Source organism: Janthinobacterium psychrotolerans (assembly GCF_001677885.1).
Classification (GTDB): Bacteria; Pseudomonadota; Gammaproteobacteria; order Burkholderiales; family Burkholderiaceae_D; genus Janthinobacterium; species Janthinobacterium psychrotolerans.
Genome location: NZ_LOCQ01000058.1, coordinates 273489 through 291550, shown reverse-complemented (window position 1 = coordinate 291550; position 18062 = coordinate 273489). Strand labels below are relative to the sequence as shown.

Below are 18062 nucleotides of genomic sequence, written 5' to 3'. Positions count from 1 at the left end.
ATAAACCTTGGTTCAAATGCGCTCGCTTTCCTTGCGCACCACGCGTCCGACGATAATGCATTCCTTGCCGCGGCACATCTTGCGATGGTATTTGCGCTGGTCGGGATTGTCCGACGTCAGCCACCATTCGCCGATATCGCGCGCCAGCCGCTTGACCACCGGCTCGCCCTCGTAATTGATGGCGTACACCACGCCGTCGATGGGGCGGATATCGGCCGTGTTGATGATCACCACGTCGTCTTCATACAGGGCCGGTTCCATGCTCTCGCCCTTGACCTTGATCGCCACCAGTTTTTCAGGGTGGTAGCCGTTGCGGTCGACCCAGCCGCGCGGCACGCTGATGGTGCTGCCGTCATGCGTTTCCGGCTCCACCGCAAAGCCGGTGATGCCGGCCGACAAGCGCAATTTCACCTTGCGGATATCGTAGAAACGCTCGTCATCGCCATCATTGACGAACACCGCCTTGACCCCGGCCAGCGCGCGCGCCGCCATGGCCGCCTGGTCGGGCGCGCCACCCTGGTCGAAATACATGCTGTCGAGCTGCAAATCGGCTTCCAGCTTGCGCGCGATTTTTTCGCTGAAGGCGCGCCCGTCGCGGTAGGTGGGCGAGAGGATCTGCGAGATGCGCGCCTCGCTCCAGCCGCTGGCATCGGAAATTTTCTTGCGCGTGTGTTCATAGCGCTCGCTGATCAGTGCCAGCAATCGGTCGCGTCTGTATTGATACATATTCATCTCCGCATTAAACCCGAAATTTACCGTTTGATAAATTACCAAATGCTTGACTTTAACATTAGCGATTGATAAAGTCCACCTGTTGCTTGTCGCAAATTTGCACACAGCATTGCCCGGCAGGCCGGTACAGGAGGATGGAGATGTGGAACAGCAGTCACGTGGTGAGCAGCAGCGCGCCGCCGCAAACAGGGCGCAGGATCCTGGGGCGCAGCAAGAAGTCGCAGCTGCATATTGCCCATATCGCGCAGCATATCGCCGCGCATGGCCAGGCCAGCGCCGCGCAGTTGTCGGCCCTGCTGGGCCTGGACGCCGGCACCATGAGCCGCTACCTGCGCCATATGTGCGGCGCCGGCCTGATCCACCTGGCGCAGCGCCATTGCACCGAGCCGGGGCGCCAGCGGCCGGCCCTGTACGCCCCGGGCGAGGCCGACGGCGAAGACGAAGCCTGGGCCGAGCTGCCGCCGCAGGTGCGGCGCATGGCCAGCTGGCCGGGCGGCACGGCCAGCCGCGATCCGCTGGTGGCGGCCCTGTTCGGGCCGGCAAACAATCACCACGGCGCTTAAGGCGCCTCACGACGAGAAACGCGCATCATGAATTTCGACATCAGCGCCGCCGGCGCCACCTGGATCAAGCTGCTGGGTCTGCCTCTTCTGGCCGCCTTGCTGGCCACCTTGCTCAGCTTTATGGTCATGTGGCCACGTTCGATGAAGGAGGCCATCATCCGTATCTGCTCCAGCATCATTATCGCCACCTTTGCCGGGCCGGTGCTGGTGGCGGCCGTGTTGTCCTGGTGGCCCGGCCTGTTCGACAGCGCCAATGCGGTGGCCGTACTGTATGGCTGCGATCCGGCCACCGGCTTCCTGTTCATCGCCGCGCCACTGATGGCGGCCATCGGTTTGCCAGCCTGGTGGGTGCTGGGGGCGTGTGTGCGCTGGTTCGACCGCCGCCGCGACAAGGACATCGGCGAACTGGCGGCCGATGTGGCGGCCGCTGTCAAGGAGGTGCGCTCGGGACGATAGAACGACAGCGCCTGCTGTGGCGCCGCCGTGGTGCGCCAGTTGGCGCGCACGCCTGAAAAGAGTGCATGGCTGACGCGTTTTCCTGCTCTGCACGCTGCCCAGCGCAATCGCGAGCAGGCCGCTGCTGGCACGATGCATGCATGGAGACAAGCGATGTTCTCACTTGTCTCATGCTTGCCGACCTGGCGCGGCAGGCTTACCGGAAATGGAGCGTACCGTGGCAAAACCTCACTTGACAGCGATCCCCCGCAGCATCACGCCGCCGGTAGCCGGCACGCCGTCAGCCGTCGATGAGCTACTGCCAGCCGGCAAATTGTTTACCCTCGGCCTGCAGCATGTGCTGGTGATGTACGCGGGCGCCATTGCCGTGCCGCTGATCGTCGGCCGCGCGCTCAAGCTGCCGCCCGGGCAGGTGGCCGCCCTGATCAGCGCCGACCTGTTCTGCTGCGGCCTGGTCACCCTGATCCAGTCGCTGGGAATCGGCAAGTATTTCGGCATCCGCCTGCCGGTGATGATGGGCGTCACCTTTGCCGCCGTCAGCCCGATGCTGGCGATGGCGAACAATCCGGAGCTGGGCATCACCGGCATCTTTGGCGCGGTGATCGGCGCCGGCCTTGTCTCCATGCTGATCGCGCCCTTTGTCGGCCGCATGCTGGGCCTGTTTCCGCCGGTGGTCACCGGCAGCATCATCGCCGTGATCGGCGTATCGCTGATGCGCGTAGGCGTGAACTGGGCCATGGGCGGCCCGCCATCGATGGCGAAGATTCCCGATCCCGCTTTTGTAGCGGCGGCGGGCGGTGGCGCCGCGCCGATGATCGCCAATCCGGCCTATGGCGCGTTGGACAATATGGGCATCGCGCTGTTCGTGCTGGTGGTGATTTTGCTGGTAGCCAAATATGGTCGGGGTTTCCTTGCCAATATCGCCGTGCTGACCGGCATAGCCGCCGGCACCGCGCTCGCTTTTGCACTGGGCAAGACGGACTTTGCCAAGGTGGCCAGCGCCAAGGCGTTCGCCGTCGTCACGCCATTCCAGTTTGGCATGCCGACCTTTGATGTGGTGGCAATTCTTACCATGAGTCTGGTGATGATCGTTGTCATGATCGAGTCGCTGGGCATGTTTTTGGCGCTGGGCGAGATGACCGGCAAGCGCATCGATCAGGCAGACATCAGCCGCGGCCTGCGCGTCGACGGCCTGGGCACTCTGATCGGCGGCATCTTCAATACCTTTCCCTATACGTCGTTCTCGCAGAACGTCGGCCTGGTCGGCGTGACGGGCGTGCGCAGCCGCTGGGTCTGCGTGGCCGCCGGCATGATTCTGCTGGTGATGGGGGTAATCCCGAAAATCGCCCAGGCCGCCGAGGCCGTGCCGGCTTTTGTCTTGGGCGGGGCAGGGCTGGTAATGTTCGGCATGGTGGCCGCCACCGGCATCCGCATCCTGGCCAGCGTCGACTACCAGGGCAATCGCAACAACCTGTTCATCGTCGCGCTGGCGATCGGTTTCGGCATGCTGCCCTTGGTGGCCGAGCAGTATGCCCAGCATCTGCCCAAGGCCCTGTCACCGCTGCTGCACAGCGGCATTTTGCTGGCGGCGATCGCGGCTGTGTTGCTGAACCTGTTCTTCAATGGTGTGGGATCGCAGGAACAAGCCCGCACCAGGGCGCGCGACAGCAGCCACGGCAGTGAGTAGGCAACAGGAGGGTCAGGCGTCGCGCCAGGCCGCTTCGAGTTCATCGCGGCGCGGCGCATCGGCGATATGCAATATCAATGTCGCGCGCAACTCGCCAGCGTGCACGGCGCGATGCTTTGCAAACCAGAACACCTCGCTCAATTCCTCGTCTTCGTGCAAGCTGGTCGTCAAGGCCTTTTCGGGCGCGACGTCTTCATAATTGCTCGCTTCCAGATACGCATCGCCGATGGCCTCATGCCAGGCGTCGCACTGCGTGCCCCATGTCGACGCATACAGGCAACCGGCGGCGACCAGTGCGCGGCAGGTTTCCCACATCACCATTTCTTCCGCCACGGCTTCGACAATCACGATGGCTTTGAACGCAGGTAAGTCTTCCAGTATGGGAAAATCGCTGTCGGGCGTGAGGTGGAGATAGCGCAGGAGGGTTTTTTGCATGGTGGGAAGTTGGAGGCAGAAGAGGGTGCGCCAGCGTTGCAACCAGCACGAGCGCTGGTCCGGAGCCGGAATCGAAAGCGCTATGATAACTCAGCCAATATCCCAAAATACCATCAAAAATACCATCATTGGAGAAAAAGTTCTTCGTTACCATTCCACCTGGAGCGGTTGCTGGTGACTTCAGACAAGTAGTCTAGTACAAAAAACGGCAAATGCTAGGATCCCGATGAAGTCTTTTTGACTTTGTACTTTCCTCCTGCCAAGAATCGGCGGGGAGGGAGTACTTTCTTGAAAAGCATGGCCGAAGACCGCTGCGAGTCTTTTAGCGGGCGGTCTCCTTATTGTGGTGTCCGCTTACGCCCCAAAGCGAACCATGTAAGCTACCAAAGCGGGCTGCCTCATCTGTCTTCATTCGCAGAGAGCTTCATATAGCACTTTGTAAACGCAAGGTTTAAACGAGCCCGTGTTGCAAACAAGGCAATCGGACGCTTGCGCGGTAAATCCGTTTTGTTGACGGCGCCTCCGATTAAACGTTTCTCCTCTTCGGCATGCCATTTCTCCAAAGCTTCGTTTAATTCTCTGTCTACCGCCTCTTTGGCCTTGTCTAGCAGTGTAATGGCCCGCAAATTCCCTGCCGCCTCCGACGCCTCTATCGCGCGAATCAAATCCTGCGCATTTCGCCTTACATTAACAACATAATCGGGCTCATTCGCATCGTTTGCCGGTGGAAGTAACTTCTCGCAGCAGGCTGATACCCTGGCGTAAATCGCAAGGCAAATGTGTTCACGAATCGAACGAAGAAACATAAGGTCTCTCTTCATAAAAGTTTGAACATCGTACATTCCAGCTTAACGACATTGCGCGAACACAACGGGCCGAATTCGTCTCAAAGTGGACGCAGAAACGGACTAGTTCGCACAAATTTGAGTGTTGTTCGGTTTTTTTACTCGGAATCCTCATCGTCTACATCCATCGCGTCGGCATGGGCGTTCCATGTATCAATCATCCAAGGGGGCAATTGGTCATGGCGCTTAACGGAAACTCTGGAGTTGGCGTAAGGCATATGCGGCTCCAATACAGTTCGAACCAACAACATTTCATTTGCAATTTGTATTGGCGCAACTAAGTCTGGGGCGTTAGTGATATTCTCCCTGTCTTTTAGGTACAACGGAACAAGGTAATTCATGCTGCCATAATACCAATATGGAAGATGTAATCCACGATTCAGTGACCATTGGATGGCTCCCGAAATAGCGCACATCTGCGCTACCGGTGGCGCATCCTTTAAAAAACTCACTCTTTCCTCGTTATCTTTGAGCATATGGTCATGCTGCATAACAATTTCTACTCCTTTTGGAATTTCCGGACCCTTGGGTATTTCTGGTGGCGCCGGTAATGCGGGAGCGTTGATTTGGGAGCCTGCCTTAATTAGTTTCCAAGGGGCTTTTGTAACATCAGTGCCTTTAATAAAAATTAAGTATAAGGGTGTTCCGTAACGAGTCTGGAGATTGCCCGCAGAAACATAAAATTGGTCGTCAGAAAATGTTACTTTCCCTTGTTCAATGCTCCAAGCTACGTGAACTGCGAGGTATTTCTCGAGTACATGCAAATCTTTAGCCCATTTTTCACTCAGTGCCTGTGTTGCTAGTTCCTGAAGTACCTTTGGTGGAATATAAGCAAATTTATGGAGCCTTTTGATGAGTTTATTTGTGTAACTAGTACCAATATCCGCTTGTAGTTGTTCCAATTTCAACATGAGTTCAATTTCCCTTAAATTAAAGAATATGATTATTAATTATATTTATAATAACACTTTTTTTAAAAACCCTACATAAACTATCGTCCGATACTATTCTTCTGCGAAGTCTTAGACGAGGATTATTACTAAAATATTCCATACGTAAATCGCACTTTATTACTGATTAGTGGCCGACCGCTTTTGGCCGCTTGCTGCCGTTACCCATTGAATCCGCAGCTGACAAACGTCCCCGAGAATAGCAAATTGCCAAACAGAAAACTACACGCATTGTCACTCCCGGGAAAATAGCTTTCTCATGCGCCAAGCGTTCGCCGCCATGCCGAAATGCAATCGTAACGCGGCTGCTTGGGCCGCCAGCACCGGCATGCCGATCATCTTGCGCGCCCGCTTGAGCGCTTCCGCACCGCACCCTGCGGCACGGCCACCCTGGGCGGTAGCGGCGGGTCCGGCAGGTGCGGCAGGCGCTCCAGCCAGGGCGCTGCGGCGGTTGCCACTGTTCCGCTCGACGCCTGCAGCAGCGCGTAGCGTGCCGCTTGCCCTTCGGCCATGCCAGGCGCGTGGCAGGTCAATCCGGCCAGCGCGCCAAATTCGGCGACCGTGATGGCCATGGCGCTGCCGCTGTGGCCAAGCTCGGCCGCCAGGCGGGATGCGGCCTGGCTGCGCAAGGTGTCGGCGAGTCGCTGCCCGGACAGTTTGATCCAGGCCTGGAAGCGGCCGCGCTGCACCTCCACCACGGCGGCGCTCTGCCAGCCGCGCGTCTCCAGGCGCTGCAAGTCGGCCGGTTGCAAGCCGTCGAGCAGCACCAGGCCATGCTGGCCTGCCGGGCGCAGGGTGACGTCGTAGCCGCGCGCATTCATGCGCTTGAGCCAGGCCAGGCTGCGCAGCAGTTCCAGCCCGCTCCACTGCCGCGTCTCTTGCTTGCCGTTTTTCGCCTCTGCCAGCCTGACGACGAACTGCGCGCAGCCCATTGCCGTCATTTGCCTTCGCACGGCTTCCAGGCTGCGGTCGCGGGCCGGATCAGCGCGACCAGCTGCTGCGCGTCCAGCACGTTCTGCAGCCTGGGGGCAGGTGCCAGCCAGAGCCACAATGCGCTGGCGAGCAGCCCCGTCATCATGCCCACCAGCGTGGCCAGCAGGTACTGGCGCTGCGACAGCATACGGCTGCCGCACTCGATTGCCTGGGCGCTCTCGCGCGCCGCTTGCTCCGCGCAGCGCCAGGCGCTCGTCGCCGTCTCGATCTGGCGCCGGAACTGCTCGCCCTGGCGCGTGCCGTCGAGGCCCAGCTGCTGCATCGTTTGGCGCGTCTCGTCCGTCAGGGCCGCCATCGCCTGCGCCAGCGGTTCCAGGGTCGCCGCCAGCTCCTCGGCGCTGGCCAGTTTGGCCTGGTGCAGCTGCGCCATCCTGCACGCCAGCGCGTCCAGCTGCGCCGTATTCTCGGCAGTGGCCAACCGCCGCAAGGTCTCGCTCTTTGTCATAGTGGACTCCTCGTTTCGCCAATCCCATGGGACTGTATCCGCGTCCCAGATCGCTGCCCTTCATCAGCACGCCATCAAGGCGGTAGGACAGGCCCGCCAGGGTGCTGTCATTGCGCTGCGTTACCGGCACCAGCGCCACGCCCGCCGCCGCCAGGCGCTGCATGAAAGCGGTGAAACTGGCGCAGCCGGTGATGGCGGCGTCGCACAGCTGCTGCAGGCGCTGCCGCGTCGAGGCGACGCCGGTGCGCAGGCCTGCCTCGATCTCGCCCCGGCTCGCCGCGCGGCGCGGCGCCTCGCTGGAGGGGCGCAGCTGCTGCAGGCCGAAGTCGCGTTCGACCGCGCGCATGATGACTTCCTGGCGCCGGTAGTCGTGGCTGTCGCTGGCCACGCCGCCATCGCAGCGGACGCGGTTGACCAGCAGGTGCACGTGTTCATGCAGGGTGTCGGCATGGCGCGTGAGCAGGTACTGGTTGTCGTCCAGGCCCATGCCCGCCAGATAGCGGCCCGCGATCTGCGTCCATTGGGCGTCGCACAGCTGCTCGCCCGGCGCGGCCGACAGCGACACGTGCAGCACCGCCTTGCCCAGGCCCGGGCGCAGCTTGCGCACGGCGCCAAATTCCTGCGCCAGTTCGCGCGGCGTGCGGCCGGTCATGTTGGTGTCGATCACGCGCGCCTGCTCCTTGCCCAGGTCATACGCCAGCACGCCGCGAAAGCCGCGTCCCTTGATGGCCTTAGCGATCATCGTTCTGCTCCTGCTGTTGCTCCTGCACGCCCAGCAGTGCCAGCCGCAGGCGGCGCGTTTCGGCGATCAGCCGCTGCAGCAGGGCGTCGGCCACGGCGACGCGGCCACCCTCGTTGGCGAGGTGGGTCAATTGATTCAGGTTGGACGCCAGGCGGGCCAGTTCCACATACTGTTCGCGGTTGATGGCGGCGACGGGCGGCGCGGGCAGGGCGCGCGCCAGCGCGGCGGCGCGCAGCCATTGCGCGGGACGCATCTGCATGCGGGCGGCGCGTTCCAGCAGCGCCGCATGTTCGGCGGCCGACACGCGCACGCCGATGGTGGCGCCGCGCACGGCGGCCGGGTCGCCCTTCGGGCGGCCGCCTTGTCGCTTGCGTGGCGTGGTCTCGGCGTGCATCGATGCTCCTGGCGTGGTGGGCGAGCGCAGCGAGGAGGGCCCCGCAGGGCAAGCCGGTTTGAGCGAAGCGAAAACATGGCTTGCTCCTCGCCAGCCCACGCACCCGCGGCTCCCCGGCCTTTAATGTAGGCGCGGGCCAGCCGCTTTTCTTACGCGATATCAAACAGCGCGGGCGCTGTCGTGAAACAGGACGACGGCGGATGCGGGTGGACGCACGCCTTGTCGCCCATCGTGACGCGCAGGCGACAGGCATGCGTATCGCCGCACCTGTTCCTGCCAGCGGCGCCGCTGGTTTTCTTTCCCGGGGTGGGCCTTGCCGTCAGGCTGGCGGCGGGGCGACGTCGTCGCGCAGGGCGTCGAGGTAGTCGGCCCAGCGCTGCATCATGGCGCGGCGGGCAGGCAGGTGCGCCGTGCGGTTGTAGGCGCGCCCGTTCGGGTCGATGACGCTGTGCGCCAGCTGGTGCTCGATCAGGTCCACCCGCTCTTGCAGCACTTCGTCGAGGATGGTGCGGGCCATGGCGCGGAAACCGTGGCCGGTCATCACTTCCTTGGCATAGCCCAAGGAACGCAGCGCCGCATTGATGGTGTTTTCGCTCATGCAGCGCTGGCCGCCGCGCAGGCAGGGAAACACGTAGCGGCCTTCGCCGGTGACGGGCTGCAGCGCGCGCAGGATCGCCACGGCCTGTGTCGGCAGCGGCACCAGGTGTTCGAGCTGCATTTTCATTTTTTTGGCCGGGATGCGCCACTCGGCGGCATCGAGATGGATTTCGCTCCATTCGGCGGCGCGCAATTCGCCGGGACGCACGAACAGCATGGGCGCCAGTTTCAGCGCCGCCACCGCCGTGACGTGGCCATGGTAGCCGTGGATGGCGCGCAGCAGCGGCGCCACATCGCCCGGTTCCGTCAGTGCCGGATAGTGCGTTCTTGGTACCGGTGCCAATGCGCCTTTCAGGTCCGCCGTGACGTCGCGCTCGACCAGGTCCATCGCCACGCCGAAGCGCAGCACCTGGCCGCACAGCTGCTTGATGCGGTGCGCCGAATCGATCGCGCCGCGCGCCTCGACGCGCTGCACCACGCGCAGCACGTCGCGCGGGCGGATGGTGTTGAGCGGCATCTTGCCCAGGTAGGGGATGACGTCGCCTTCGAGCCAGTTGCGGACTTTCTTTTGCGTGCTGGCGCTGCCGTTGCGCTGCATGGTCAGCAGCCACTGGCGCGCCAGCTTGTCGAAGGTGTTCAGGGCGGCGCTGCGCTGCTCAGCCTTCTGCGCGCGCTTGACGCCGTTCGGATCGATGCCTTCGGCCAGCGCCTTGCGCGCGTCCTCGGCCTTGCGCCGCGCCTGGGCCAGGCTGACATGGGGGTAGATGCCCAGGGCCAGCGTTTTTTGCTTGCCTGCATGGCGGTAATTCATGCGCCAGTATTTGCCGGTACGGGTGACCAGCAGGTACATGCCGTACAGGTCGGGATACTTGTCGCCGCTGGGCGTACCCTTGTAGACGGCATGGCGGAGAAACAGATCGGACAGTGGCATGGCGCACTCCCTGATGGTATTTTTTTAGAGAAAATTCTAAATCCAGCAAAAAGTACCAACAAAATTCATCGCTTTGAATGTACGCCGATGGACAAACATGGACAACAAAAAACCCGCTCTCCTATGACGAAGGCGGGTTTTTGGACGTTCTTGGATTTTTACGGCTGAGTTCTGAGTGCCCGGAGCCGGAATCGAACCGGCACGCCCTTACAGGCGGGAGATTTTAAGTCTCCAGTGTCTACCAGTTTCACCATCCGGGCAGCGCGGCGAGATTCTAGCATGAATAATGCCTGATACACCATGAGGCATGGCAGCGTCTGTCTGCAATCGTGCACACATGATGCGCTATTTTGTTGCCGGTTCTGCACTTAATGTTTCATATTGGAACGATCGTGCTACACTGCGCGCACGAGTTCCAGGCTCGGTTCCAGCCATCGCCGCGCCGTTTGCCGGCAGTTACGCGGTGGTTTTTTCCTGTCATATCGATTGGGAAACGTTTTTTACATCTCATCGCTATCATGCAGGAATCAAGGTCATGCCCATCATGAAGAAATCGCCGCTGTCTTTGCGCGCGCACCAAGGCGCCAGCCTGCTGTTCCTGGCCATATCCGGCACTGCGGCGCAGGCCGCGTCATTGCCTGAATGGACCTTGGGCGGCTTTGGCACGGCCGGCCTCGTGCATTCGAGCGAGCGGCAGGCCGATTACAGCGCCAATGTGATCAATCGCGGTGGCGCCGGCAGGACGGACCGATGGAGTGGGTCGGTCGACAGCCGCCTCGGCGCGCAGCTCGGGGTGGAATTCACGCCGCGGTGGTCGGCGGTGCTGCAGGTGATTGCCGAGCACAACCTGCAAAATTCCTGGCTGCCCGTGGTGGAGTGGGCCAATCTCAAATACCAGGCGACACCGGAGCTGAGCCTGCGGCTGGGACGGATCGCCTTGCCGATTTACCTGGCGGGCGATTATCGCAAGCCCGGCTATGCGCTGGAATGGGTACGTCCGCCGGTCGAGGTGTACGGTTCGCTACCGGTCAGCAACAGTGATGGCGTCGACGCCAGCTACCGCTGGCAGGCTGGCGCGACCAATAACCTGACCCAGGTTTTCTATGGACACACCAGCATCGAAACCGATGACGGCGGCAAGCGGGCCAGGGGGCGCCAGCTGGCCGGCTTGTCCAATACCACCACCTATGGCGCGCTGACCATCCGTGCCAGCGCGCTGACGGCCGAGCTGACGGTCGATCTGGTGCGGCCGCTGTTTGACGCTTTCCGGCAATATGGCCTGCGGGGCGGACAGATCGCCGATCGCTACGACGCCGACCACAAGCGTGTGGCAATTGCCAACCTGGGCGTCAGCTACGATACCGGTGACTGGTTCCTGCAGGCCGAGGGCAGCCGCTTGAATACGCGTTCGTTTCTCGGCGACAAAAGCAGCATGTATCTCGGCGGCGGCTACCGGCTCGGCGCCTGGACGCCGTATGCGACCTATGCCAAAGTGAAGGCCAATGTGCCGAACCGCGATGCGGGCATCGACAGCGCGCAGCCCGGCGCCGCCTACCTCAACGGGCAACTGAACGCGCTGCTGCAACGCATTTCTTCGCAGCACACCATCAGCACGGGCGTGCGCTGGGATTTTTTGCCGGACCGCGCCGTGAAGCTGCAGTACGACCGTCTGCGCCCGACGGGGGCCTCATCGGGCACCCTGGTCAATGTGCAGCCGGGCTTTCGCACCGCCCATCCGATTCACGTCGTGAGCATTGCGCTCGACTTTGTGTTCTAGGATGGCCGCCATGCCGAGACATACATTGCCGAGCCTGTTGCTGGCGCTGGCCTGCTGCCAGCCCGCCTGGGCCCTGAGTGGCGAGATGGTCGTGATCGTTTCCGCGCGCAATGCCACCGATGCTTTGCGGGCCGACCAGGTGGCCGACATTTTTCTCGGCCAGAGCGGGCGCTTCCCGGACGGCGCCCAAGCCAGTGCCGTCGACCAGCCCATCGGTGCGGCGCAGCGCGATGCGTTCTACCTGAAGGTGGCGGCCAAGTCGCCGGCGCTGCTGAAAGCCTACTGGACCAAGATGATCTTTACCGGGCGCGGCCAGCCGCCACGGGAAGTGCCCGACAGCGCTGCGGTGCGCAGGCTGGTGGCCGACAATCCCGGCCTGATCGGCTATATCGACCGCGATGCGCTGGACGCCAGCGTCAAGCCGGTGCTGGTGGTGCGCTGATGCCTTTCCAGACCGTCACGCCGGACACGCCGCGCGCACCCGCAAGTCGCTTCGGCAAACTGCTGCGCCTGAGCACCGACACGCATTTTTCGCTGCCACTGTTCGTGCTGTTGCTGCTGGCGGCCATCTGGGGCAGCACCTTGCGCATCATCGGCGCCGAACACGTGGGCGCCAAAAAAGCGCTGCACGACTCGGTGCGTGAATTGATGGATACCTACGAGGCCCAGGTGGCGCGCAATATCGGCGATATCGACCAGACCCTGAAAGTGGTGGCCTATGCCGTCAGCCTGAAGGGCGCTGACGGCGCATTGCCCGAATTGAAACGCCAGGACTTGTTACCGCCGGCCATGATCTTTACGGTGGCGATTGCCGATCGTAGCGGGCGCGTGATCGCCAGCAGTCCTGCGGCAGTGTCCAGGTCGCTTGCCGGCCAGGATTATTTCCAGCACCACGCCACGCATCCCGGTGACAGGACCAACGTCAGCGCGCCGCTGCCAGACCGTGCCGGTGGTGCACCGGTGCTCCATTTCACGCGGCGCCTGGACGACGCCGCCGGCCGTTTCAACGGCATCGTGATGGTGCAGGTGGACCCGGCTTACTTTACCAGCGGCTATGAGCGCTCGCGCCAGGGCGAGCATGGCTTGCTGGCCATCTATGGCGCCGATGGACGGGCAAGGGCCTTTCGCGTGGGCGCACGCGAGGGCTGGCAGGGCGCCGCGCCGTCGCTGGCCGGTCTGCGCGCGCAGCCGGCCTGGGATGGCGTCGCGCGCGAGACCCTGGTGCAGCCGGCGCTGGGCGGACGGCTGAGCGTGGTGGTCGGCCTGGGGCGCGAGGAGCAGATGGCGCAATTCATGCATCACCGGCAAGCCAACGTGGTGCTGGCCGCCGCCGCCAGCGCCGTGTTGCTGCTGTTTGCCACCATGGCCTGGGCCTGGCTGTGGCAGCGCGCCAAGGCGCAGCGCCTGATGCGGCGCGCCCAGGCAACCTATGCCGCGGCCGCCGAGGCCAATCTCGATGCCTTTTTCATGCTGCACAGCCTGCGTGACAAAGAGGGCGCGGTGATCGATTTCCAGGTCACCACCGCCAACAGCCGCGCCGAATCGATGACGGGCAAGAGCAAGCTGGAAATGCAGGGCGCCAGCTTGTCGCGGCTGCTGCCGCTCAGCCTCAGCAACGGCCTGTTCGACCAGCTCAAACGTGTCACCGAGGAGCGCGCCGTGCATGAGGAGGAGTGGGAAAACGACCGCGCCGAAGCGCATGCGCGCTGGCTGCACCTGCAGCTGGTCGGCGTGGAAGACGGCGTGGTGGCGATCGTGCGCGACATTACCGACCGCAAGCAGGCCGAAGCGCGCATCCTGACCATGGCCATGTACGATGGCCTGACGGGTTTGCCCAACCGCAGCCTGACCATGCAGCGCCTGGAACTGGCGGTGGAACAGGCGCGTGACAGCGGCGGCACGCTGCTGGTCTGCTTCATCGACCTCGACGGCTTCAAGCAGGTCAACGATGGCCTCGGTCACCAGGCCGGTGACGAGTTGCTCAAGATTACCGCTGGCCGCATGCGGCAATGCGTGCGCCAGCACGATACGGTCGGCCGCCTGGGCGGCGACGAGTTCGTGCTGATCCTGCCATGGCGCCGGGACGACACGGCCGCCGCCCGCGCGCTGCTGGGCCAGCTGCTGGCCGCCGTCACCCAGCCCTTGACACTGGCCGGCCAGCAGGCACAGATCAGCTGCAGCATCGGCGTGGCCATGTATGAGCGCGATGGCGACAGCGCCGACAAGCTGCTGATGCATGCCGACGCCGCCATGTACCGCGCCAAGTCGGCGGGCAAGAACAATTTCCAGTTTTATGAGGCCGGCGTCGGCCACAGCGGCAAGTAGCCGGGCCGCGCCAGCGCCTCACGCCATCAGAACGTCGCCTTCAGCTGCACGCCATATGTGCGCGGCTCGTTGATGATGCCCGTCAGGTTGTCAAAATCGATGGCGCCCAGCGACTGGATCTGGTTGGTGATATTGCGTCCGTACGCGGACAGCTCGTAGCGGTCCCATTTGTAGCCCACGCGCAGGCCGCCTTCGAGCAGCTCCTTGGCCTTGTATTCCTTCGCTTGATACAGAAAGAAGTTGTAGCTGGTGCGGTAGGCCCAGTCGGTGTACGCATAGAACTCGCCATTGGCCAGCGGAACGCTGTATTTCAGGGTGAAATTGCCCTGCCATTCGGGCGCGCGCGGCAGCGGGTTGCCGTCGATGTAGGCGGTGCCGCGAAACGGTCCCACCGGGTCGGTGACGGTGCAGCCGCTGGCCGGGTTGTTCTGCGCATTGCCGCAGCTTTGCACGAACAGGCTCTTGTCCTTGATTTCCGTGTGGTTGTAGCTGCCGCCCAAGGTCATGCTCAGCGCATCGCTGAGGTTGGCCTGGAAGTCCAGTTCGACGCCGCGGCCGATGGCCTTGTCGGCGTTGATCAGCTGGTTCATGTTGACGGCGCCGCTGCCGGCGGTCAGCTGCTTGTCTTTCACGCGGTATTCGAACACGGCCAGGCTCAGGCGGGCGCGCTTGTCGAACAGGTCCTGCTTGATGCCGGCTTCGACCGACAGCGCTTTTTCGGCGCCGGCGAACGACGGCCGGTCGGCCAGGCCGTTCAGGCGGCCCTGCATCGACGGCGCGCGGTAGCCGGTGGCGACGCGGGCGTAGGCGTTGGTCGATGGCGTGAGCACATAGGTGCCGCTCAGGTCCCAGCTGATATTGTGCGAAGTGTCGCTCAAGGGGAAGGGGCCGGCCGTGGTCGCTTCCACCCTTTTGGCCGAAAAATCTTTCTCGTCGCGCGTGTAGCGCACGCCGGCGCGCAGTTTGAGCGCGTCAGACACCGTGTAGTTGAGCGAACCAAACGCCGCGTACGACTTCGAGCTTTGATTTTGCGTGGCGTAGTTCGGGCTTTGCGGGTTGCCTGGCGACAGGCTGTCGAAGCTGATGCTGTCGATCCGGATATCTTCCTTGAAGTAGAACAGCCCGCCTATCCATTGCAGCGGGCCTTTCGCGCTTGATTCCGCGCGGAACTCCTGCGACACCTGCTTGTGATTCGGAATCACGTCGGCCGTTTCCACCACGAAGGGGATGAAGCCGGGTCCCATCGGTGGCGCATACACCGCGCCATAGCCGCCGTCGACGTCGGCGCGGCTGAAGAAATCGAGTTTTTCGTAGCCGGTGATCGAATGCAGGGTGACGCCCGGCAAGTCCCATTTCAGGCGCATGCTGCCGCCCTTGGTCTTCAGGTGCTGGCGGTTGATGCCGTCGGTCGGATAGTTGTCGTAGTCAAAGCCGTCGACCAGGTCGTTGGTGCCTTGCTTGAGGATATTGGCGCGGAACAGGGTGGCGGTGCCGTCGAGGTTGCGCGCATGCACATTGAACAGGGCGCTGAAGTCGCGCGTCGGCTTGACCAATACCTGCAGGCGGCCGGCGCTGTCTTCATAGCCTTCGAAGTCGCGCGTGCCGGTCGGGCGCGGATTGTGCACGCGGTCGTCGCGGCGCTGGGTCTGGCCCGAAAAGCGCAGCGCCACCGTATCGCTGACGGGCACGTTGAAAGCGCCTTCCACATTCCTCAGGCCATCCTTGCCGAAGCCGCCGCTCAGGTAGCCTTCGGTCTTGAAGACCGGCTTGGCCGAATCGAACTTGATCACGCCGGCCGGCGAATTGCGGCCGAACAAGGTGCCTTGCGGGCCGCGCAGCACTTCCACCTGGTCGACGTCGAATACGGGAAAACCTTTCAGCATCGCGTTTTCCATCACCACGTCATCCATCACCAGGCCGACCGGCTGTGACGCGTTCAGGTCGAAGTCGGTATTGCCCAGGCCACGGATATAGAAGCGCGGAAAGGTGCGGCCATAGTCGGACTCGACCGACACGCTGGGCGAGCGGCTGTTCAGGAAGCGGATGTCGGCGCCGCCGGCCGTCAGCACGTCGAGCTTGTCGCCCTTCAGCGTGGCGATCGACATCGGCACGTCCTTGATGTTCTCGGCGCGGCGCTGGGCGGTGACGATCACGGTTTCCAATTGGCCCGCACTGGAGGTGGTCGTGGCGGCGGGCTTCTCGGTGGCTGCCGGCGCGGTCTCCTGCGCCATGGCCTGCAGCGGAAAGGCGGCGGTAATTGCCAGGGCGATCAAGGTGCGGCGCACCATGCCTGCATGCTGTGTCATCATCAACGACTCCTGTTGGTCTGGTTTTGGGAAAAGGAAGGCGGGCTAGCACCGTCATTGAAAGTCATGCTAGCACGGAAAGTTTTGCCATTCGGACCATTTTGCTCATCGTCTGATTCATAGCGATTTCCTCTGAATCCGCCAATAAAATCGTATTTGTCGTCTTTCACAGGCTGCGGCATAGTGGGGAGCCAGCGCGTTCGCGCCAGCCCCGGCAAGCAGGCTGTTTGCCCCTTGCCAGCCCAGCGGTCAGCCAGCTGCACCCGATTGCGCAGCGGGAAAACAACAGCCCGGGATGCTGGCAGGCCAGGTGTGGCATGTTGTTGCAATGCCACATGCTCTCGTCTTGAAAGTCGTCGCTGCCACGGCGTTCACTCTGCCGTGTCAGGACAGGGACCAGACAGTCGGGACTCGTGCAGCACGGCAACACATCGCGTAGAATATTAAATAATTTCACTCAAGAAATTTTTATTTCTATCATGTCAATCTCAAACGCCACACCGCTCCCTGCCAGCAGCATCAAGCTGTCCGAACTGATCGCCGCCCTGAGCCAGGCGCTGGACATCACCGAAGGGCAGCCGGAGGGGCACTGCATCCGCTGCTGCTGGATCGGCATGCATCTGGGCCGCGAGATCGGCATGAGCGACGCAGACTTGTGGAATCTGTACTACACCTTGCTGCTGAAGGATTTGGGTTGCAGCAGCAATGCGGCGCGCATCTGCGAGCTGTACCTGACCGATGACCTGGCCTTCAAGCAGGATTACAAGACGGTCGGCGACAGCCTGCCGCAGGTGCTCAAGTTCGTGCTCAAGCACACGGGATTGAAAGCCGGCCTGGCCGAGCGTTTCCGCGCCGTCATGACGATCCTGCGCGACGGCCCGCGCATTGCCCAGGAACTGGTCGCCACGCGCTGCCAGCGCGGCGCCGATATCGCGCGCCTGCTGCGCTTTCCTGAAAGCGTGGCGGCCGGTATCTACAGCCTTGACGAGCACTACAATGGCCAGGGCAAGCCCGACAAACTGGCGGGCAACGATATTCCCCTGTTCGCGCGCATCGCGCTGATGGCGCAGGTGATCGATGTGTTTCACACGGCCGACGGCGCCCGGGCGGCGCGCGCCGAGGTGCGCCATCGCGCCGGCAGCTGGTTCGATCCGCAGCTGGTGGACGCGTTCGAGCGCGTGGCCGAGTCAGGCGAATTCTGGTCCATGCTGCGCTCGGAAACCATCGGCGCGGCGGTCGCGGCGCTGGAGCCGGCCGCGCGCATCGTGCCGGTCGATGAAGATTACCTCGACGATATCGCCGCCGCCTTTGGCCAGGTGGTCGACTCGAAAAGCCCGTACACCAGCGGCCACAGCGAACGGGTGGCGCTGTACACCGACATGATCGGCGAGGCGATGGGGCTGTCGCTGGAACGCCGGCGCTGGCTCAAGCGCGGCGCCCTGCTGCACGATGTGGGCAAGCTCGGTGTCAGCAATAGCGTGCTCGACAAGGCAGGCAAGCTCGATGCCGACGAGTGGCTGGCGGTGCAGCTGCATGCCGGCTATACGGAAAAAATCCTGTCGCGCATCGACGCCTTTGCCGAGCTGGCCATCGTGGCGGCCGCCCACCATGAGCGGCTCGACGGCAAGGGGTATCCGCGCGGGATTGCGGGCGACGCCATTGCGCTCGAAACGCGCATCATCACCACCGCCGACATTTTTGATGCGATCACGGCTGACCGGCCTTACCGCGGCCCGATCCCGATCCCGAAAGCGCTCGACATCATGGCCGAAACCGTGGGCACGGCCATCGATGCGCAATGCTTCGACGCGCTCAAGGCGGCGCTGGCGCGCCTGCCTGAACTGGAGACGGCGCCGGCCGTGCCGGCGGCGCTGGCCGCTTGAC

At 62.7% G+C, this 18062-nt stretch carries 16 protein-coding genes, 1 tRNA gene and 1 pseudogene; 7 read left to right on the top strand and 11 right to left on the bottom strand.

What is annotated here, in order from left to right; all coding sequences use genetic code 11:
- Positions 1-12: 12 nt before the first annotated feature.
- On the bottom strand, positions 13-726 hold the full coding sequence (locus ASR47_RS18185; protein WP_082989021.1) for a S24 family peptidase: 714 nt from the start codon (positions 724-726) through the stop codon (positions 13-15).
- Between the two features lie 146 nt (positions 727-872).
- Here ASR47_RS18185 and ASR47_RS18180 point away from each other — a divergent pair, with 146 nt between their 5' ends.
- The 3 genes from ASR47_RS18180 to ASR47_RS18170 all read left to right on the top strand — a co-directional run bounded on the left by ASR47_RS18180 (position 873) and on the right by ASR47_RS18170 (position 3438).
- Positions 873-1295, top strand: a complete 423-nt coding sequence (locus ASR47_RS18180) for a helix-turn-helix domain-containing protein (protein WP_065309184.1) — start codon at positions 873-875, stop codon at positions 1293-1295.
- A 27-nt stretch (positions 1296-1322) separates the two neighbouring features.
- Positions 1323-1751, top strand: coding sequence for a hypothetical protein (locus ASR47_RS18175; RefSeq protein WP_065309183.1), 429 nt, complete (start codon positions 1323-1325; stop codon positions 1749-1751).
- A 253-nt stretch (positions 1752-2004) separates the two neighbouring features.
- Positions 2005-3438, top strand: coding sequence for a nucleobase:cation symporter-2 family protein (locus ASR47_RS18170; protein ID WP_245714403.1), 1434 nt, complete (start codon positions 2005-2007; stop codon positions 3436-3438).
- 12 nt (positions 3439-3450) lie between these two features.
- Here ASR47_RS18170 and ASR47_RS18165 read toward each other — a convergent pair whose 3' ends face one another.
- The 8 genes and pseudogenes from ASR47_RS18165 to ASR47_RS18125 all read right to left on the bottom strand — a co-directional run bounded on the left by ASR47_RS18165 (position 3451) and on the right by ASR47_RS18125 (position 10030).
- The gene (locus ASR47_RS18165) at positions 3451-3873 is read right to left on the bottom strand and encodes a DUF7684 family protein (RefSeq protein ID WP_065309182.1); all 423 of its coding nucleotides are present in this window, start codon (positions 3871-3873) and stop codon (positions 3451-3453) included.
- 398 nt (positions 3874-4271) lie between these two features.
- Complete coding sequence (locus ASR47_RS18160; protein ID WP_150127865.1) at positions 4272-4679, bottom strand: hypothetical protein; 408 nt, start codon at positions 4677-4679, stop codon at positions 4272-4274.
- 137 nt (positions 4680-4816) lie between these two features.
- Positions 4817-5629: a DUF3825 domain-containing protein gene (locus tag ASR47_RS26595; RefSeq protein ID WP_082989007.1), complete on the bottom strand. Its 813-nt coding sequence runs from the start codon at positions 5627-5629 to the stop codon at positions 4817-4819.
- A 976-nt stretch (positions 5630-6605) separates the two neighbouring features.
- Positions 6606-6956 carry a hypothetical protein gene (locus ASR47_RS28390; RefSeq protein ID WP_425402745.1) on the bottom strand — a complete coding sequence of 117 codons (351 nt, stop codon included), beginning with the start codon at positions 6954-6956 and terminating at the stop codon, positions 6606-6608.
- 478 nt (positions 6957-7434) lie between these two features.
- Positions 7435-7848, bottom strand: a pseudogene (locus ASR47_RS28385) (relaxase/mobilization nuclease domain-containing protein); the annotation flags it as partial.
- Positions 7838-8242: a plasmid mobilization protein gene (locus ASR47_RS18135; protein ID WP_065309176.1), complete on the bottom strand. Its 405-nt coding sequence runs from the start codon at positions 8240-8242 to the stop codon at positions 7838-7840. The pseudogene ASR47_RS28385 and the gene ASR47_RS18135, both read right to left, overlap by 11 nt.
- A gap of 319 nt (positions 8243-8561) precedes the next feature.
- On the bottom strand, positions 8562-9770 hold the full coding sequence (locus tag ASR47_RS18130) for a tyrosine-type recombinase/integrase (RefSeq protein ID WP_065309175.1): 1209 nt from the start codon (positions 9768-9770) through the stop codon (positions 8562-8564).
- A gap of 176 nt (positions 9771-9946) precedes the next feature.
- Positions 9947-10030: transfer RNA gene (locus ASR47_RS18125), tRNA-Leu, on the bottom strand.
- 275 nt (positions 10031-10305) lie between these two features.
- Here ASR47_RS18125 and ASR47_RS18120 point away from each other — a divergent pair.
- The 3 genes from ASR47_RS18120 to ASR47_RS18110 are packed head-to-tail and all read left to right on the top strand — an operon-like array spanning position 10306 to position 13872.
- Positions 10306-11547 carry a porin family protein gene (locus tag ASR47_RS18120; RefSeq protein ID WP_245714397.1) on the top strand — a complete coding sequence of 414 codons (1242 nt, stop codon included), beginning with the start codon at positions 10306-10308 and terminating at the stop codon, positions 11545-11547.
- 10 nt (positions 11548-11557) lie between these two features.
- Positions 11558-11989, top strand: coding sequence for a type 2 periplasmic-binding domain-containing protein (locus tag ASR47_RS18115; protein WP_065309282.1), 432 nt, complete (start codon positions 11558-11560; stop codon positions 11987-11989).
- Complete coding sequence (locus ASR47_RS18110) at positions 11989-13872, top strand: sensor domain-containing diguanylate cyclase (RefSeq protein WP_065309174.1); 1884 nt, start codon at positions 11989-11991, stop codon at positions 13870-13872. The genes ASR47_RS18115 and ASR47_RS18110 overlap by 1 nt, the downstream gene beginning before the upstream one ends.
- Positions 13873-13898: 26 nt before the next feature.
- Here the strand turns inward: ASR47_RS18110 and ASR47_RS18105 are convergent, their stop codons facing one another.
- The gene (locus tag ASR47_RS18105; protein WP_065309173.1) at positions 13899-16181 is read right to left on the bottom strand and encodes a TonB-dependent receptor; all 2283 of its coding nucleotides are present in this window, start codon (positions 16179-16181) and stop codon (positions 13899-13901) included.
- Positions 16181-16513 (bottom strand): hypothetical protein, encoded by a 333-nt coding sequence (locus tag ASR47_RS27120; RefSeq protein ID WP_150127864.1) that lies wholly within the window; start codon positions 16511-16513, stop codon positions 16181-16183. Before ASR47_RS27120 ends, ASR47_RS18105 begins: the two co-directional genes overlap by 1 nt.
- A 144-nt stretch (positions 16514-16657) precedes the next feature.
- On the opposite strand from ASR47_RS27120, the gene ASR47_RS18100 reads away from it, so the two are divergent.
- The gene (locus tag ASR47_RS18100; RefSeq protein WP_065309172.1) at positions 16658-18061 is read left to right on the top strand and encodes an HD-GYP domain-containing protein; all 1404 of its coding nucleotides are present in this window, start codon (positions 16658-16660) and stop codon (positions 18059-18061) included.
- Position 18062 lies beyond the last annotated feature (1 nt).